This window comes from Brevundimonas sp. EU05-FHT14B07 (genome assembly GCF_058790795.1).
Genome location: NZ_JBYTCZ010000001.1, coordinates 629,719 through 647,217 on the forward strand (window position 1 = coordinate 629,719; position 17,499 = coordinate 647,217).

Sequence of the window (17,499 nt, forward strand, 5' to 3'; positions counted from 1 at the left end):
GGCCTTTCTGTGGAAACACGCGTTTGGCGCTGAACCGCAGATAGAATCCCTGTATCCGTCGACGGATGATCGGGCGGTTTCCCATCCTGTACATCGCCGAGGCGGACGCCGAGGACGCCGTGCTGTCTTCAGGCGTGCTGGCGCATCTGGTCGAGAGCCTGCCGCACGCGACCTTCACCATCGTCGGATCGGCCGCCAGCGCGCCGCTGTTCGCCGATACGCCGCGCCTGACGAAGTCGATCGTGCTGGAGCGCGAAGGCCATTTCGAATGGATCGCCCTGTGGAACCAGGTGCGCGCGACCAAATGGGGGCTGGTCGTGGACATGCGCGGCTCGGATCTGTCGGGCAAGCTGAGGCGGCACAAGCGCGCGGTGCGGGGCAAGGATCAGCCGGGCCTGCATGCGGTCGAGGCGGCGGCGGCGGTGCTGAAGCTGGAGCCCGATGAGATCCCGGCGCCGAAACTCTACGTCTCGGATGAGACGCGGGCCCAGGTCGAGGCGTTGATCCCGGCGACGGGTGGAGACGGGCCGATCTTGGCGGTCGGCCCGGGCGTGGAATGGATGGGCAAGCGCTGGCCCGCCGAACGCTACGCCAAGGTCGCGGCCAAGCTGCTGGCCGACGACGGGCCGCTGGCGGGCGGCCGGCTGATGATCGTGGGCGAGGAGATCGACCGCGAGGCGGCGCACACGATCCGCTACGCCGTGCCGCGCGCGAGGGTGATCGAGCTTCAGGGCAGGCTGACGCGGCTGCAGACGGTCGCGGCCCTGTCGACGTCGGTGCTGTATATCGGGGCGGACTCGATCTGGACCCAGCTGGCCGTGGCCTCGGGCGTGCCGGTGGTGGCCGTGTTTGGACCGTCCGACGAGACCGTGCGCGGACCCTGGAAGGGCGAAGCCGTGCGCGGGCCGCGCACCTATGACGAGTTCAAAAAGCTGGATCCGCGCCTGAACCAGGCGATCCAGCATATGATGGACCTGCCGTGGGAGCGGGTGCTGAAGGCGGCGCAGCGGATGTTGAAACGTTGATCATGTCTTCCGTCATCCTCGGGCTTGACCCGAGGATCGAGGGTTCCGCTGGGCGGTGGTTCCGGTAGAAGCATGGCGTCAATGCGTCGCCTGTCGCGATGCGGACAGTCCGATCCTTGGGTCAAGCCCGAGGATGACGGAGTGAAAGAAAGGACGCCGCCCCATGACCCAGACCTATGACCTGATCGTCCGTGGCGGCGAAGTGGCGAACCATGCGGGGCGGGGCATGGCGGATGTCGGGGTGATCGACGGCAAGATCGCCTTCATCGGCGACCTGTCTCAGGCCTCGGCCGGGGAGGTCTTCGATGCGACGGGCCTGACGGTTCTGCCCGGGGTGATCGACACCCAGGTGCATTTCCGCGAGCCGGGGCTGGAGTGGAAGGAAGATCTGGAGACGGGCAGCCGCGCGGCGGCGCTGGGCGGGGTCGTCGCCGTGTTCGAGATGCCAAACACCAATCCCAACACCACAGACCCCGACACCATGGCCGACAAGCTGGCGCGGGCCAAGGATCGGATGTGGACGGACCACGCCTTCTACATCGGCGGCACGCACGAGAATGCGGACTATCTGGGCGAGCTGGAGCGGCTGCCTGGCTGCTGCGGGGTCAAGGTCTTCATGGGCGCCTCGACCGGCGACCTGCTGATCGCCGACGACGAGGGGGTGCGCAAGGTCCTGTCGAACGTGCGTCGTCGCGCCACCTTCCACTCCGAGGACGAATACCGTCTGGTCGAGCGTCGCGGTCTGGCCCGCACCGGCGACTGGACCAGCCACCCCGAGGTGCGCGACGCCGAGAGCGCCATCCGCTCGACGCGGCGCCTGGTCGGCCTGGCCAAGGAGACGGGCGCGCGCATCCATGTGCTGCACGTCACGACCAGGGACGAGATGGAATATCTGCGCTTCCACAAGGATGTCGCCACTGTCGAGATCACGCCCCAGCACCTGACCCTGGTCGGACCGGAAGTCTATGAGCGGCTGGGCAGCTATGCCCAGATGAACCCGCCGATCCGGTCGCAGGAGCATGTGGACGCCCTGTGGCTGTGGGGAATGCAGCAGGGCGTGGCCGACGTGCTGGGCTCCGACCACGCGCCGCACACGAAGGAGGAGAAGGCCAAACCGTACCCGGCCTCGCCGTCCGGCATGCCGGGGGTGCAGACGCTGGTGCCGCTGATGCTGACGCACGTGGCGAACGGGCGACTGTCGCTGGAGCGGTTCATCGACCTGACCTCGGCGGGCGCGCAGCGGGTGTTCGGCACGGCCAACAAGGGGCGGATGGCCGTCAGCTATGACGCCGACCTGACCATCGTCGATCTGAAGTCCAAGCGGACGATCACCCATGAACAGCAGGCGACGCGCTGCGGCTGGACCCCGTTCGATGGGGTGGAGGCGACAGGCTGGCCGATGGCGACGATCGTGCGCGGCCGGGTGGTGATGCAGGACGGCGAACTGATCGGATCGGCGCACGGGCGGCCGGTGCGGTTCATGGAGACACTGTGAGGGAAACGCTCGGCCTGATCGGCTTCGGCGCCTTCGGGCGGCTGACGGCGCGGCATCTGTCGGCGGGGTTCGATATCCTGGCGCATGATCCGGCGGCCAGCGATGACGAGGGCCTCGCGACCCTGACCGATCTGGCGACCGCCGCCGCCTTTCCGACGGTGATGCTGGCCGTGCCGGTCGAGGCGCTGGAGGCGACGCTGATCGCCATCGGCCCGCTCCTGAGGCCCAACGCCTTGGTCATCGACGTGGGCTCGGTGAAGGTGAAGCCGGCGCAGGCGATGAACGAACTGCTGCCGCCCGGCGTGCGGATTGTCGGGACGCACCCGCTGTTCGGCCCACAGAGCGGCAAGGACGGCATCGCGGGCCTGCGGATCGCCGTGTGCGAGGTGAGGGGGGCGAAAGACGCGCGCCGCGTCGCCGCCTTCTGCCGCCGGGCGCTGCGCCTGAAGGTGTTTCAGGTCAGTCCCGAGGACCACGACCGCGAGGCTGCGACGGTGCAGGGTCTGACCCATCTGATCGCCCGCGTCCTGATGGCGATGGAGCCCCTGCCGACGCGCATGACCACCGCCAGTTTCGATCGCCTGATGCAGGCCGTCGACATGGTCCGCCACGACAGCCCCGCCGTCTTCCGCGCCATCGAACGCGACAACCCGTTCGCGGCCGAGGTCAGGGAGCGGTTTTTCGCTTTGGCGGATGAGGCGCGGGGAGGGGTGGACTAACTTTACGGCGAAGTTCTCATAATCGCCATTCAGCCCTCCGGCGAATGGCAGGGGCGAGGACCAGAAGCGAGAGCGTAAAACGATCCGAGTGGCGTGTCATAGCGCATGAGCTCCATCTCTTCGCCGACCAAGCACGAGATGCGTCTGTACACTTTGATCCGGGCCAAGCGGCCTTCCACATGAACGATAGCCGCAGGAGCATTGCGCCGTTCGCTTCCGGCGACATCGAACGATATCACCTTGCCTTTGGTGAATTGCGGTGCGCTAACAAAGGCTACCACGATCGCCATCACGACCGCGAGTACGACCACAATAAGCGCTCCACCTAGAGCAACCTTGTGAAAGGTCCATACCACCCGAAGTTCGTTAATCACCCTGCGCATGCTCAAGCGAGCCTCGGTCGCCTGAATAATTTTTTCAAGCCGGTCAGATGTTGATGACGATTAATGCGCCCGGATAAACGACCTAACATCCTCCTCTACGCCCGGCGCTAGCGGTAGCGTCGGGTCTGAATAGGTCGCCAGGTTGGCGGCGCGGTCGGCGGGGGCGGTCTTCAGGAGGTGGTTGACGCCGTCCCAGAATTTCAGCGTGGCTTTGGGGTTGGCGGCGGCCAAGCCTTGCGCGTCCGTGACGCCGATCTGGAGGTCGGTGGTCCCCTGGCCGATAAAGACCGGGCCGTCGTAGGCGGCGAGCAGGGCGGCGGGGTCCAGCGGCAGCCACGAGATCAGATAGGGCTGGACCGAGGGGCGGAACAGGGCCGCCAGCGCGGGCGGCGTGTCGGCGACGGTGCGGCCGGCCTCAAGCTCGGTCAGGACGGCGAAGGCCTGGGTCTTCAGGGGTTCGGGCAGGCCGGCCTGAAGTTGTTCGCGGATCACTACGCCCGCTGGACGGCCGGCGCCGGACAGCAGGATCAGGCCGCAAATCTTGTCGTCTCCGCCCTCGACCGCCTTCAGCGCGACCAGGGCGCCTTCGCTGTGGCCGATCAACCAGGCGCAGGGCTGATCCGTGCGCGAGGCGGCCTCGGCGGCCCAGGCGCGGGCGTCGGCGGCGTAGTCGTCGAAACGCAGCTTGGTCTCCTCGAGCCCGGCGGCGGCGCTGGCCGCGATGCCGCGCTTGTCGATGCGGACGGTGGCGACGCCCTGTTCCGCCAGGCCTTCGGCCAGCAGGCGATAGGTGGAGGCGGCGACGCCCATCGGGCTGTTGCCGTCTCGATCCGTCGGGCCGGAGCCGGGCAGGATGACGGCGACGGCCGTCGGCGCCTCGGGCGTCAGCAGCGTGCCATGCAGGGGCGCGGGCTGGGCGGGCAGGGCGATGTCTGTCGAAACCGGGCCGGCGAGCAGGCTGGCGGCGAGAAGGGCGTGGGTCAGCGTCAGCATTGCAGTCTCCTTGGCGGCGAGATCAGAAAGGTTGGCGGTCGGGATCGGCGCGCCAGACGCGCCAGCTTTCGAAGATCGAAAGGCCCGCGACGATGATGACGGCGGCGGTCAGGGCCGTGACGCCGTAGGGCGGGGGCGCAATCGGCGCGGCGATCAGGCCGGCCAGACCGACCAGGCAGAACAGCCGGCCGGCCAGACGGTTCGAGCGGTCCCATGCCAGGCGGCTCTTGTAGTTCCAGGGCGTGCGCACGCCGATCAGGGGATTGGGCGCGACCCGGCCGAGGAAGGCGCCGACGACCAGCAGGATCAGCGACAGGGCGCCCGTCATGACGGCGGGGCCACTGTCGACGGTCGCATGTCCTAGGCTGGCCCAGGCGATCATCACGCCGATGGCGGCGACGATGAACAGGGTCAGTCCCTGACCGATCCGCATCGAACGACGACGCGAGGCGTCGCCTTGGGCCTCGGCGCGCAGGGCGGCCAGACCCAGGCCGGCGGCGGCGATGAAGCCGATCACCGCCATGCCGCCCGTGAAGGTCGCGAACTCCACCCGGTCGCCCCAGCGATCGACCTGCCAGTCCGCGGTCCAGTGCATCGGCATGGGCGTCGTCGGGCCGTTGACGCCGATATACAGGGCGAAGGCCGCCTGCATGCCGAAGACGGCGACGGTCAGATAGTCCAGCAGCGACAGGCGGTCCTTCATCGACGGGGCTCCTTGCGGGCGTCAGGCAGGGCTTCGGTCGCTTCGCCGGTTCCGACGATGTCCATCAGGAAGGCCATCGCCTCCTCGACCGCCGAGATTTCTAGCCGATAGCGGATGGTCTGGCCCTCGCGCTCCGGGCTGACCAGGCCGGCCTCCTTCAGGGCGTTGAGATGGCCGGTGATGGTGGGCCAGCTCATGTCGAAGGCGGCGGCGATGTCGCCGGACGCCAGCGGACCGGCGCGCAGCATGGCGATGATGCGACGACGCACGGGGTGCGACAGAGCCTTGAACAGGGTGTTCATAGGGATATCCATAATTAGGAAATTGGCTAAATGCAAGCTCGGGATGGATGGACTGCATTATGTCGCAGGCGCGAACTCGCCATTGCAAAGCAGTCGCAACGAAGAGTAAGAGCGCCGTCTTTGTTCCTGAGAATGCGTTGCACTTCATGATCCGTTCGTCCCGTCTCGCCTGTGCCGTCAGCAGCCTGGCCCTTGCCGCCGCCGCGCCCGCCTTGGCGCAGTCGACGACGTCGGAGCCCGTGGAGCTGGGCGAGATCGTGGTCACCGGCGGGTCTCAAGTCGGCTTGCCCGGCACCTATGCCGGCGGACAGGTCGCCACAGGCGGCCGCGTCGGTCTGTTCGGCGCGCTGGATGCGATGGATACGCCGTTCAATGTGACCAGCTATACCGAGACCCTGATCCGCGATCAGCAGGCGCGCAGCGTGGGCGACGTGTTGCAGAACGATCCAGCCGTGCGGGTGACCAAGGGGTTCGGCAATTTCCAGGAAGTCTATCTGATCCGGGGCTTCCCGGTTTACTCGGACGACATGACCTACAACGGCCTGTACGGCGTTCTGCCCCGCCAGTATGTGGCGCCGGAACTGCTGGAGCGGGTCGAGGTCTTTCACGGCGCGACGGCCTTCCTGAACGGCGCGGCGCCGGGTGGCAGCGGGGTCGGCGGAGCCTTCAACCTGGTTCCCAAGCGCGCGACGGGCGCGGACCTGAACCGCCTGACGGCCGGATGGGAAGGCGGCGACGAGATCTACGCCGCCGCCGACTTGGCGCGCCGCTTCGGCGCCGACGACGCCTGGGGCGCGCGCCTGAACCTGGTCAGCCGTGCCGGCGAGGGCGCGGTCGAGGATCAGCACAGCGAACTGCGCGTGCTGGGCCTGGGCGTGGACCGTCGCGGGGAACGCGCCCGCTTCTCGGCCGATTTGGGCTGGCAGGACCACCGCATCGACGCGCCGCAGCCGCAGGTGACGCCCAACGGCGCGGTTCCCGAGGCGCCCTCGGCCGACGCCAACTTCGCGCAGCCCTGGACCTATACCGACGACCAACAGCTGTTCGGCGCCGCGCGCGGCGAGTTCGACCTGACCGACCGCGTCACCGCCTGGGCGGCCGTGGGCGGGCGTCGTGGGGAGGAGGACAATGTGCTGGCCAATCCGAACGCCGCGGCCGACGGGACGCTGAGCGCCTATCGCTTCGACAATGTGCGCGAGGACACGGTGTGGGCCGGCGATGTCGGCCTGCGTGCGGACGTGACGACGGGCCCGGTCGGACATCGGCTTGTCGTCTCGGCGTCGCAGGTGCGGTCCAAGTCCAAGAACGCCTACGCCTTTTCGAACTTCGCCGGTTTTGCCAGCAATCTGGATGACCCGGTCGACGTGACGGCGCCGACGCCCGACTTCTTCGTCGGCGGCGACCTGTCCGATCCGCGGGTGACGGAGCGTGTGAATAATCGCTCGGTCGCCTTCGCCGACATGATGTCCTTACTGGACGGTCGCCTGCTGGCCACGGTCGGGGTGCGGTATCAGGAGATCGAGACGCGGTCGTTCGACTACAACACCGATGTCGAAAACGGAGCCTATGAGGGCGATGCCTGGACGCCGGCCTTTGCGGTTGTTTTCAAGCCCAGCGACCGTATCTCGCTCTACGCCAACTATGCCGAAGCGCTGCAGCCGGGCGCGACGGCGCCGGCCCAGGTCGGCGGCGCGCCGGTCGGCAACGCCGGCGAAGTGCTGGCGCCCTTCCAGTCCGAGCAATACGAAGTCGGCGTCAAATATGACGCCGGGACGTTTGGAGGCACGCTGAGCGTCTTCCAGGCGAACCGCCCGCAGGCCTATTTCGACGGCCAGAACTACACCGCCGACGGCGAGCAGCAGAACACCGGCGTCGAGCTGGGCGTCTATGGCGAACCGGTCGCGGGCGTGCGCCTGATCGGCGGCGCGACCTGGCTGGCTGCCGAGGTCACCCGTTCGCTGGACGCCACTCTGGTCGGAAAACGGCCCACGGGATCGCCCGAGTTCCAGGCCAATCTGAATGCGGAATGGGATGTGCCGATGGTCGCCGGCCTGACGTTGGAAGGCCGCGCGGTCTATACGGGCGAACAACCGGTCAACGCAGCCAATACGGTGGAGCTGGACGCCTGGACCCGTTTCGATGCGGGCGTGCGCTATGCCTTCGAGGCGGGCGGCAAGCCGCTGACGGTTCGCGCGCGGGTCGAGAACCTCGCCGACGAGGATCAGTGGGTGTCGGTGGGTGGTTACGCCCCGACGTCCAGCTATCTGACGCTGGGCGCGCCGCGTACGTTCCGCCTGTCGGTCTCGGCCGAGTTCTGATCCGCGCCGGCTGATGCACGCCCGAACAATCCGCGCCTGGTCCTGGACGCATAAATGGTCGAGCCTGATCTCGACCGTCTTCCTGCTGATGCTGTGCGTCACGGGCCTACCGCTGGTGTTCACGCACGAGATCGAGGAAGTCTTGCTGCCACAGGCGTGGGAGCCCGCCAATCCGGACGGGCCGCTGCTGAGCCTGGATCAGGTGCTGGCCGCCGGTCTGGCCAAACATCCGGGCGAGGTTCCGGCCTTCATGAGCTTCGACGAGGACCGGCCGGTGGTGAACGTCACCAGCCGCGCCCCCGACGCCCCGGCCGGCAAATACAGTTTCGAGCCCATCGACCAGACCAGCGGCGAGGGCGCGCCGCTGGTCGCCGGTCATCCGGTGATGGAGTTCCTGCTTCAGCTGCACACCGACATGTTCCTGGGTCTGCCGGGAATGCTGTTTCTGGGCGCGATGGGGCTGTTGCTGGTCGTCGCCGTGGTGTCGGGCGTGGTGCTGTATGCGCCCTTCATGCGTCGGCTGCCGTTCGGGACGGTGCGGGTCAAGAAGGCGGCGCGGACGCGGTGGCTGGACTATCACAATCTGCTGGGCGTTGTGACAGCGGCCTGGGTGCTGGTGGTGGGGCTGACGGGGGTGGTCAACACCCTGGCCACGCCCATCCTGGCCTATTGGAAAGAGACGGCGCTGAAGGAGTTGACGGTCGCCTATGACACGCCGGCGCCCGCGCAGGGCCGGGCCTCGCTGGACGCGGCGGTGGAGCGGGCCAAGGCGGCGCTGCCGGGCATGAAGCTGCAGTTCGTGGCGTTTCCGGGGACCGACTATTCGACCGACCACCACTATGCCGTCTTCTTCCACGGCGACACGCCGCTGACGACGCATATGACGACGCCGGCGCTGATCGACGCGCGGACGGGGGAACTGGCGGCGGTGGCGCCGATGCCCTGGTATGTGAAGACCCTGTCGCTGTCGCAGCCGCTGCATTTCGGAGACTACGGCGGGCTGGCGCTGAAGATCCTGTGGGCGCTCTTGGACATCGCCACCATCGTGATCCTGGGGTCCGGTCTTTATCTGTGGCTGGGCAAGGGGAGGCGGAAGGCGTGAGCCGTCGCCGTCATAACCCGAGGGATCTGACCCTGTGGGCCATCTTCCGCGCGCCCATCGTCCTGTTTGCGCTCAGCCTGATCGGGCTGGTGGGCGCGCTGTTGCAGGATGGGGTGTGGGACTGGGCCTTTGCGGCCTTGCTGGCCTCGCCCATCCTGGCGACCGGCTGGGCCGTCGTCAGATCGAGAAGCTGACGCCGCAGCCGCAGCTGGAGGCCGCGTTTGGGTTTCTGACCACGAACTGGGCGCCGGCCAGTTCATCGACGTAGGCGATCTCGGAATTCTTAAGGAAGGGAACCGAGACGGGGTCGATCAAGGCGGTCTGGCCGTCGGCATGGATGCGCAGATCGCCGTCCTGGGCCGTCTCGACCAGCTCGAACCGATACTGGAAGCCTGAGCAGCCGCCGCCGTCCACCGCGACGCGCAGCATCAGGGTCTTGCCCTCGGCCGCGCCCAGCTTGGCCAGGCGCTTGGCGGCGCTGGCGGCCAGGACGATGCCTTCCGGCGCGCGCGTGGCGACGGTGAAGGCGGGTGTGGACGGTTCTGTGGATTGGACGGTGCTCACGGCTGTCTATATGAGGCGGGCACGGCCGTTCGCAAAGGCCCCCCGCATCAAAGCAGCCTCAAAGTTGATGACTTGAGCCACACAGACCTCGCTTCCTACGCCGAACGCGCCGACCTGACGCAGGGCCGCCGCGTTTTCGAGCCCGCCAGCCGCACGCGCACCGCTTTCGCTCGCGACCGTGATCGCATCATCCATGCGACGGCGTTTCGGCGGCTGAAGGAGAAGACCCAGGTCTTCGTGGCGCATGAGGGCGATCACTACCGCACCCGCCTGACCCATTCGCTGGAGGTGGCGCAGATCGCACGGTCGCTGGCCCATGCTCTGAGGCTGGATGACGACTTGGCCGAGACCATCGCCCTGGCCCACGACCTCGGCCATCCGCCCTTCGCCCATGCCGGTGAGGACGAGCTGGTGGTGCAGATGCGCGATCACGGCGGGTTCGATCACAACGTCCAGAGCTTCCGCGTCGTGACCGAGCTGGAGAACCGCTATCCGCAGTTCGACGGGCTGAACCTCAGCTGGGAGACGGTCGAGGGCGTCATCAAGCACAACGGCCCGGTATCGCACCGGCTGGACGAGCCGGCCTGGTCGGTGGTGCGCCCCTATGCATCAGGTGGCGAGGCGGGGTGGGACCTGCGGCTGGGGACGTTCGCCTCGCTGGAGGCCCAGTGCGCGGCCATCGCCGACGACATCGCCTACAACAACCATGACGTGGATGACGGGGTGCAGGCGGGTCTGATCACCCTGCGCGATCTGGATCAGGTGCCGCTGATCGGCCCCATGTTGGCCGAGGTGCGCAGCGAATATCCCACGATCGACGACCGGATGCTGCGGATCGAGGCGGTGCGGCGGATGATCGGCGTCATGGTCGAGGACGTGCTGGCCGAGACGGCGCGGCGGCTGGAGGAAGACCGGATCGTCACGACCGAGGACGTGCGGATGGCCAGGCGCACGATGGTGGATTTCTCGCACACCATGCACGTCGATCTGGCAGTGCTGAGGAAGTTCCTGTTCGAGCGGATGTATCGCCACTACCGGGTCAACCGCACCCGCAGCCAGGCGCGGCGCGTGCTGTCGCAACTGTTCGAACTGTTCATGGCCGAGCCCGAGGTGATGCCGCCGGAATGGGGAGAGCCGGCGATGACCCCGGACAAGACGCAGCGGGCGCGCGCCGTGTGCGACTACATCGCCGGCATGACCGACCGTTACGCCATAGAAGTGCACCAGAAGCTGTTCAGCCTCGACCTCGCCCTCGATCTGTGATTCGAAAGATGCACGCGGGGGCGTAGAGTGATCGTTCGGCGCGCCGATTCGCGCCGACAGACGGCGGAGCGCGACCATGTCCTTTGACGACGACAACAAACCCGGCCGGGGCGCCTATACGCCGCCGACCGACGACGACCTGCCGTTCCGCCGCAACAGCTACGATCCGCGCAGCGGCCGCAATGTCGGCTCGGGCGGGGGCAAGGCGCCGCCAGTGACGCTGATCATCAGCGCGGTGGTCCTGCTGCTGCTGATCGTGGCGGTGATCTTCTTCTATCGCTCAGGCATGCGCGCCTCGACCGACGCGCCGCCGGCCGTGGGTCAGCCCGTCGGCGAGATGAAGACCGCCGCGCCCATCGACGCCCAGCCTATCGACCCGGCCGAGGGCGTGCGCGTCTATCGCGACGAGACCGAGACGACAGATGCGCCCGTGACCTTCACCCCGCCGCCCGAGGCGCCCCAGCCGCGTCCGGCCGCACCGCCGACCGCCGCACCGACCGGACAGGGCCTGCCGCCCGCCAATACGGCGATGCCGGCCGCACCGGCGCCGCGCCCGACGACCCCGGCGCCCGCGCCCGTCGCTGCGCCGGCGACCAAGGCTCCGGCCGCGACCGGCGGATCGGCCTCGGTCCAGATCGGCGCCTTCTCCTCGACCGAGATCGCGGACCGTGAATACGCCGCCGTCGCCGGCCGCTTCGGCGCGTACGCCTCGGGCGCTGAAAAGCGGGTGACCGAAGTGACCTCGTCCAGCGGATCGACCCTTTACCGCACGGCCTTCTCGGGCCTGTCGCGCGAACGGGCGGTCGCCTTCTGCAACGCGCTGAAGGCGGCGGGCCGGGACTGCATCGTCCGGTGACGTCCGCCGCCATCTATGGCTGCTTGGGACATCGGCTGACGGAGGCCGAAAAGGCCTTCTTCGCCGAGGTCCGACCCTGGGGCTTCATCCTGTTCCGGCGCAATATCGACACGCCGGAACAGGTGCGGGCCCTGACCGACGAACTGCGGGCGTCCATCGGCGATCCCGAGGCGCCGATCCTGATCGACCAGGAAGGCGGTCGCGTCCAGCGGATGGGGCCGCCCCACTGGCCCAAATATCCGCCGGGTAACGCCTATCTGAAGGCGACGAACGAGCTGGCTCAGGCGCGTGAGCTGACGCGCCTGGGCGCACGTCTGATGGCGCACGATCTGCGCGAGGTCGGGGTGACCGTCGACCTGCTGCCGGTGCTGGACGTACCGGTTCCCGGCGCCCACGACATCATCGGCGACCGCGCCTATGGCGTCGATCCCGAGACCGTCGCCGTGCTGGGCCGGGCGGCGGCGGAGGGGCTGCTGGCAGGCGGGGTTCTGCCCTGCATCAAACACATGCCGGGCCATGGCCGGGCGTTTGCGGACACGCACAAGGACCTGCCCACGGTTCATGCCGACTTGGACACGCTGGACGCCTGGGACTTTGCGCCATTCAAGGCCCTGTCGGATATGCCGATCGGCATGACGGCGCACATCGTCTTCACCGCGATCGATCGCAAACATCCGGCGACGCAGTCCAAGAAGGCCATTCGCCTGATCCGCGAGCGCTTGGGATTCGGCGGTCTGCTGCTGTCCGACGATCTGGTGATGAACGCCCTTTCGGGCTCGCTGACCCAGCGCGCTCACAAGGCGCTGAAGGCGGGGTGCGATCTCGTCGTCCACTGGAACGGCGACATGGACGAAATGCGCCAGGTCGCCGAGGGCGTCGGATCGCTGAAGGGCGGGGCGCGCCGCCGGGCGGAAGCCGCGCTGGCCCGGATTGTGCGGACGCCCGAGCCGCTCGATCCCGTCGCGGGGCACGATCGCTTCTTCAAGGCCATGGGCGGTCGGATGAACGTCGCCAAGGGGCCGGACGTGGGTGAGGCGCAGGCCTAAAGACCTATGACGGAGTCTTTCCAGCCCAATCTGGATTTCAACGCCGAGGAGGTCGAGGAGCGCGAGGCCTTCGTCGTCGATCTGGAGGGCTATGAGGGACCGCTGCACGTCTTGCTGGCCCTGGCGCGAAACCAGAAGGTCGATCTGCTGAAGCTGTCGATCACCCAGCTGGCGGAACAGTATCTGGCCTTCGTCCACGAGGCGCGCAGGCGCAACTTCGCCCTGGCGGCGGACTATCTGGTGATGGCGTCGTGGCTGGCCTATCTGAAGTCGCGCCTGCTGCTGCCGCGCACCGACAAGGGCAAGGCCGAAGAACCGCCGGCTGAGGAAATGGCCGCCGCCCTGGCGTTCCGGCTGCAGAAGCTGGAGGCGATGCGAAAGGCCGTCGAACAGCTGATGGCCCGGCCCCAGCTGAAACGCGACGTCTTCACACGCGGCGATCCCGAGGCGACGGTGATCGTGCCGTCGGATCGCATCGACGCCAGCCTGTACGAACTGATGAGCGCCTATGTGGTGCAGCGCCGGCGAGAGGAGGCCCGACGCTATGCCCCCGGCCAGCGGGTCGAGGCCTTTCCATTGGAGGCCGCGCGCGATTGGCTGCGCGAGATTATGCCGAAGCTGGCGGATTGGACGCCGCTGGAACAGGTGGCGCCCCATCGCGAGGACGAGGAGGGGCCCAGCCAGGCCAGCTTTACGGCCTCGACCCTCTCGGCCAGTCTGGAGCTGGTGAAGGAGGGGGCGATGGACATCCGGCAGAGCGAGGCGTTTGCGGACCTGTATCTGAAGCGGCGCGGACCGGGCCAGCCGCTGGAGCTGACGCCGTGAGCGACCTGTCGTTCCAGCCCGACGAGGCCGAGATCGAGCGGCGGGTCGAGGCCCTGCTGTTCGCCGCCGCCGGGCCGCTGACGGCGGCCGAGATCGCCGCGCGCCTGCCCGGGAACTGCAACGTCGCCCGCGCCATATCGGGTCTGCGCGCCCGCTATGAGGGGCGGGGGGTCGAGCTGGAGTGCGTCGCCGACCGCTGGCGCTTCCGCACCGCGCCGGACCTGGCTTTCATGATGACGCAGGAGCGCGAGGAGCCGCGCCGGCTGTCCAAGGCCGCCTTGGAAACCCTGGCCATCATCGCCTATCACCAGCCCGTCACCCGCGCCGAGATCGAGAGCGTGCGCGGCGTCAGCATCTCCAAGGGCACCCTGGACCTGTTGCTGGAGATGGGGTTCGTGCGGTTGCGCGGACGAAGGCGCACGCCGGGGCGGCCCGTCACCTATGCGACCACCGACCGCTTCCTGGAGCATTTCGGCCTGGCGACCCTGTACGATCTGCCGGGCGTGCAGGAGATGAAGGCGGCGGGCCTGTTGGACCTGTCGCTGCCCGTCGGGTTCGAGGTGCCGGATCCCAGCCGCGCCTCCGAGGCGGACGACGAGGACGGCACATTGCCGCTGGACGACGAGGCGCCCGAGTTCGCCCAGGATTTCGTCGGCGAACGCGGCGGACCTGGATGATGTTCACGACGTCTTAGTCTGCGCACCTTAAGCCAGACCGTATGAGTGGCGTGACATCGAAGACGGGTTGGCGGGCGTGGAGCACGTTCAGGATCGCGCTGATCCTGATGCTGTCGTCCATCATCGGCATGGCTGGGGTTCTGGCGATCGTCAGTCGCGGCATTGACGCCCATCAGGCGCGCAAGGAAGAAGGTCTGGTGCGGCTGCGTCTGACGCGCGCGCTGGAAACCATCGGCGAAAACCTGACCACCGCCTCGGTCTGGGACGAGGCCGTCGATCGGATGACGGCGGGCGATGTAGCCTGGTACGACCGCAACTTCGGCGCCTTCTACGCCGCGCAGCATAAGCATCAGTTCACACTGGGTTATGACGGGACCGGGCGGCTGTTTCGCATCAGCACGCTGGGCCGACCGGCCGAGACGCAGGTCGGCGAGCCATTCGGCCAGGCGGCCCGGCCGCTGATCGACGCGCTCCGGGCCGAGGCCGCCGGGCGCGACCGATTGGTCACCGCTGATGCCGGGGTGCGTCTGAAGGCGGCGTTCGTTCGCGTCGGCGACGACGTCTATGTGCTGGGGGCCTCCACCGTCGTGCGGCATACGGCAGGCGGATCGACGCCGGCGTCCGATCCGATCGTCGCGTCGTTCAAACCGTTCGCCGGCGAGCTCAATCTCTTGCGAACGCGGCTGGCGCTGGACCAAATTCACTTCCAGCCCGGCGGTTCGGAGCCGCCCAAGGGCATGATCGGCGTCGATGTTCGCGACGTCGGCGGCGCCCTGTTGGGGCGTGTCGTCTGGGCGCCGGAGCAGCCCGGCTATCAGATCCTGACCAAGGCCGGGCCGCTGCTGCTGCTGCTCTTCATCGTGCTGCTGATCGGCACCGGGTCGCTGCTGTGGAACACGACGGCCGACGTTCGGCGCCTCAAAGCCTCGGAGGTCGCCCTGTCCGCGGCGCTGGAGCGGGCCGAGGCGGCGAACCGGGCCAAGACGCGGTTCCTGTCCAACGTCAGTCACGAACTGCGCACGCCCCTGAACGGGGTTCTGGGCATGGCCGAGATCATCGGGGCCGATCTGGTGACGCCGCAGCAGCGCGAGCGACTGGAAATCCTGAAGGCGTCGGGACGTCAGCAACTGAGGCTGGTCGAGGAGCTGCTAGACGTGGTGCGGCTGCGCGACGGGGCCGTGGCGCTGGAAACCCGACCGTTCCGGCCCGACAACCTGCTGCAGCGGGTCGCCAACGACTTCCGGGGCGCCGCCGAGGCCAAGGGACTGAAGATTTCGGTCGAGGCCGCCGAAGGCGAGTGGCTGGGCGACCCGGTCCACGTCGAAAAGCTGATGGCGGCGCTGACGGACAATGCGGTGCGGTTCACACGCACCGGCGGCGTGATGCTGCGCGCCGTTGCGGGCGCGGGCCTGGCCTTGGAGGTCGAGGACACCGGGCCGGGCATGGAGCCGGCGGAAGCGGCGCGCCTGTTCGAGGCTTTCACCCAGGGCGATGAAAGCGCGACGCGCACCGCCGAAGGGCTGGGACTGGGATTGACGGCGGCGCACGGTCTGGCGGCTCTGATGGGCGGCAAGATCGAAATCGTCACAGCGCCCGGCGCCGGCAGCACCTTCCGCGTCGTCTTGCCGTTGAAGGCGGTCGCCTAGGCTGTCAGCAGGCGCGGCAGTTTGAAGGTGACGGTTTCGCGCGCGCCGTCGTCTTCGGTCACCGTGGCGTCGAAGCGCGCCCGGATGGCGTCGACCAGTGCCTCGATCAGCGGCTCGGGCGCCGAGGCGCCGGCGGTGACGCCGACGGTGTTCACGCCGTCGAACCAGGACCAGTCCACCTGGGACGCATCATCCACCAGATAGGCGGCCGGGGCGCCGGCGCGCATCGCGACCTCGACCAGGCGCACCGAATTGGAGGAGTTCTTGGACCCCACGACCAGTACGAGGTCGCAGCCCTCGCCCAGCGCCTTGACGGCGTCCTGGCGATTGGTCGTGGCGTAGCAGATGTCTTCCTTGTGCGGATCGGGCAGTTCGGGAAAGCGGCGCTTCAGCACCTTCAGGATGCCTGCCGTATCGTCCACCGACAGGGTGGTCTGGGTGGCGTAGGCGAGAGGCGCGTCGTCGGGGCGTTCGAACGATTCGGCGTCGGCCTCGGTCTCGACCAGGGTGATGGCGCCGGGCGGCAGCTGGCCCAGGGTGCCGACGACCTCGGGGTGGCCTGCGTGGCCGATCAGGATGATGTGGCGGCCGGCCGCATGATGACGCTCGGCCTCGACGTGGACCTTGGACACCAGGGGGCAGGTCGCGTCCAGGAAGACCAGTTCGCGCGCCCGCGCCGTCGCCGGCACGGACTTGGGCACCCCGTGGGCCGAGAAGACGACCGGCCGGTCGTCAGGGCATTCGTCCAGTTCCTTGACGAAGACGGCGCCCATGGCCTTCAGCCGCTCGACCACATGTTTGTTGTGGACGATCTCGTGGCGCACATAGACGGGGGAGCCGAACTTTTCGATCGCGCGCTCGACGATCTGGATCGCCCGGTCGACCCCGGCGCAAAAGCCCCGCGGGGTGGCCAACCTCACCGAAAGCGGGCGAAGCGGAGCGTTGGGGACAGTAACATGCGCATTCATGGCGGCGAACCTAGTCGTTTGCGGCGCTGACCGCCATCGGAGCCGAAGGGCGGATGCGACGGATTCTGTCGCCCGCAGCAGCGGCGCATCGTCACGGCGGGCGGGCGCGAATGGAAAGCCGATATTCTACAATGTCTTAGGCTATAATCACGACGCCTTGACCTGTAGGCCGCTCACGATTAGTTTCCGCGCCGAATTCAGACCCGTCCGGACGCACCGTCTGGACGCCGAACGCACAGGTCCTATCCCCCATGTCGGAATCGCGCGAAGAGGCGATCAAACGCCTCCAAGACAGCGCATCCGCATTGGAGGCGCGGACCACGGCGGAGAAATCCGCCGAACTGACCGGCCATCAGGTGTCGGGTCAGGCCTACAAGATCATCGCCGAGCTTCTCGGCGGCGTCTTCGTGGGGCTGGCGTTCGGAGCGATCGCAGACTGGGCCCTCGGGACCCGTCCGTGGGGTTTGATCGGCGGGGTCCTTCTGGGCTTCGCCTTGTCGATTTACATGGCGCGTCGCACAGCCAACCGGCTGATGGCGCAGGCCAAGGCGCAAGGGACGACGGCTCCGGCCGAGCCCTACGTCGAGGCCGACGAAGACGGGGAACGATAGGGC

17 protein-coding genes and 2 pseudogenes are annotated in these 17,499 nt (G+C 67.9%); 13 read left to right on the forward strand and 6 right to left on the reverse strand.

Annotated features, from left to right (window positions below):
• Positions 1-65 precede the first annotated feature (65 nt).
• The 3 genes from AC3WRC_RS03085 (at position 66) to AC3WRC_RS03095 (ending at position 3,239) form a co-directional block, all read left to right on the forward strand.
• A complete protein-coding gene (locus tag AC3WRC_RS03085) occupies positions 66-1,025 on the forward strand; it encodes a glycosyltransferase family 9 protein (protein WP_492302868.1) in 960 nt (319 codons plus the stop codon).
• Between the two features lie 163 nt (positions 1,026-1,188).
• Entirely contained in the window at positions 1,189-2,520 is a 1,332-nt protein-coding gene (locus AC3WRC_RS03090) for a dihydroorotase (RefSeq protein ID WP_492302869.1), read from the forward strand.
• Positions 2,517-3,239, forward strand: a complete 723-nt coding sequence (locus AC3WRC_RS03095; protein ID WP_492302870.1) for a prephenate dehydrogenase/arogenate dehydrogenase family protein — start codon at positions 2,517-2,519, stop codon at positions 3,237-3,239. The genes AC3WRC_RS03090 and AC3WRC_RS03095 overlap by 4 nt, the downstream gene beginning before the upstream one ends.
• A gap of 29 nt (positions 3,240-3,268) precedes the next feature.
• Here the strand turns inward: AC3WRC_RS03095 and AC3WRC_RS03100 are convergent, their stop codons facing one another.
• The 4 genes from AC3WRC_RS03100 to AC3WRC_RS03115 are packed head-to-tail and all read right to left on the reverse strand — an operon-like array spanning position 3,269 to position 5,620.
• Complete coding sequence (locus AC3WRC_RS03100; protein WP_492302871.1) at positions 3,269-3,628, reverse strand: hypothetical protein; 360 nt, start codon at positions 3,626-3,628, stop codon at positions 3,269-3,271.
• Between the two features lie 54 nt (positions 3,629-3,682).
• Positions 3,683-4,615: an alpha/beta hydrolase gene (locus tag AC3WRC_RS03105; RefSeq protein ID WP_492302872.1), complete on the reverse strand. Its 933-nt coding sequence runs from the start codon at positions 4,613-4,615 to the stop codon at positions 3,683-3,685.
• Between the two features lie 22 nt (positions 4,616-4,637).
• A complete protein-coding gene (locus AC3WRC_RS03110) occupies positions 4,638-5,318 on the reverse strand; it encodes an SdpI family protein (protein ID WP_492302873.1) in 681 nt (226 codons plus the stop codon).
• A complete protein-coding gene (locus AC3WRC_RS03115; protein ID WP_492302874.1) occupies positions 5,315-5,620 on the reverse strand; it encodes a metalloregulator ArsR/SmtB family transcription factor in 306 nt (101 codons plus the stop codon). Before AC3WRC_RS03115 ends, AC3WRC_RS03110 begins: the two co-directional genes overlap by 4 nt.
• 356 nt (positions 5,621-5,976) lie before the next feature.
• Between AC3WRC_RS03115 and AC3WRC_RS03120 the strand changes: the two are divergent.
• From AC3WRC_RS03120 to AC3WRC_RS03130, 3 genes and pseudogenes are all read left to right on the forward strand, one after another.
• Positions 5,977-7,875 (forward strand): annotated as a pseudogene (locus AC3WRC_RS03120) (TonB-dependent receptor); the annotation flags it as partial.
• Positions 7,845-9,040 (forward strand): annotated as a pseudogene (locus tag AC3WRC_RS03125) (PepSY-associated TM helix domain-containing protein). The pseudogenes AC3WRC_RS03120 and AC3WRC_RS03125, both read left to right, overlap by 31 nt.
• Entirely contained in the window at positions 9,037-9,234 is a 198-nt protein-coding gene (locus AC3WRC_RS03130; RefSeq protein WP_039245449.1) for a hypothetical protein, read from the forward strand. The pseudogene AC3WRC_RS03125 and the gene AC3WRC_RS03130 overlap by 4 nt, the downstream one beginning before the upstream one ends.
• Here AC3WRC_RS03130 and erpA read toward each other — a convergent pair.
• A complete protein-coding gene (gene erpA / locus AC3WRC_RS03135) occupies positions 9,218-9,535 on the reverse strand; it encodes an iron-sulfur cluster insertion protein ErpA (protein WP_492302995.1) in 318 nt (105 codons plus the stop codon). The genes AC3WRC_RS03130 and erpA overlap by 17 nt on opposite strands.
• A 141-nt stretch (positions 9,536-9,676) precedes the next feature.
• Between erpA and AC3WRC_RS03140 the strand changes: the two genes are divergently transcribed.
• The 6 genes from AC3WRC_RS03140 to AC3WRC_RS03165 all read left to right on the forward strand — a co-directional run bounded on the left by AC3WRC_RS03140 (position 9,677) and on the right by AC3WRC_RS03165 (position 15,917).
• Positions 9,677-10,867, forward strand: coding sequence for a deoxyguanosinetriphosphate triphosphohydrolase (locus AC3WRC_RS03140; RefSeq protein ID WP_492302875.1), 1,191 nt, complete (start codon positions 9,677-9,679; stop codon positions 10,865-10,867).
• 76 nt (positions 10,868-10,943) lie between these two features.
• Positions 10,944-11,723 carry an SPOR domain-containing protein gene (locus AC3WRC_RS03145; RefSeq protein WP_492302876.1) on the forward strand — a complete coding sequence of 260 codons (780 nt, stop codon included), beginning with the start codon at positions 10,944-10,946 and terminating at the stop codon, positions 11,721-11,723.
• Positions 11,720-12,769: a beta-N-acetylhexosaminidase gene (gene nagZ, locus AC3WRC_RS03150; protein ID WP_492302877.1), complete on the forward strand. Its 1,050-nt coding sequence runs from the start codon at positions 11,720-11,722 to the stop codon at positions 12,767-12,769. Before AC3WRC_RS03145 ends, nagZ begins: the two co-directional genes overlap by 4 nt.
• A 6-nt stretch (positions 12,770-12,775) precedes the next feature.
• A complete protein-coding gene (locus AC3WRC_RS03155; RefSeq protein WP_045810344.1) occupies positions 12,776-13,594 on the forward strand; it encodes a segregation and condensation protein A in 819 nt (272 codons plus the stop codon).
• Positions 13,591-14,271: an SMC-Scp complex subunit ScpB gene (scpB, locus tag AC3WRC_RS03160; RefSeq protein WP_492302878.1), complete on the forward strand. Its 681-nt coding sequence runs from the start codon at positions 13,591-13,593 to the stop codon at positions 14,269-14,271. Before AC3WRC_RS03155 ends, scpB begins: the two co-directional genes overlap by 4 nt.
• Positions 14,272-14,321: 50 nt before the next feature.
• Complete coding sequence (locus tag AC3WRC_RS03165; RefSeq protein WP_492302879.1) at positions 14,322-15,917, forward strand: sensor histidine kinase; 1,596 nt, start codon at positions 14,322-14,324, stop codon at positions 15,915-15,917.
• On the opposite strand, the gene ispH is transcribed toward AC3WRC_RS03165, so the two are convergent.
• Positions 15,914-16,885: a 4-hydroxy-3-methylbut-2-enyl diphosphate reductase gene (gene ispH, locus AC3WRC_RS03170; protein WP_492302880.1), complete on the reverse strand. Its 972-nt coding sequence runs from the start codon at positions 16,883-16,885 to the stop codon at positions 15,914-15,916. The two genes, AC3WRC_RS03165 and ispH, sit on opposite strands and share 4 nt — an antisense overlap.
• Positions 16,886-17,136: 251 nt before the next feature.
• On the opposite strand from ispH, the gene AC3WRC_RS03175 reads away from it, so the two are divergent.
• Positions 17,137-17,496: an AtpZ/AtpI family protein gene (locus tag AC3WRC_RS03175; RefSeq protein WP_017505296.1), complete on the forward strand. Its 360-nt coding sequence runs from the start codon at positions 17,137-17,139 to the stop codon at positions 17,494-17,496.
• The last annotated feature ends 3 nt before the right edge of the window (positions 17,497-17,499 follow it).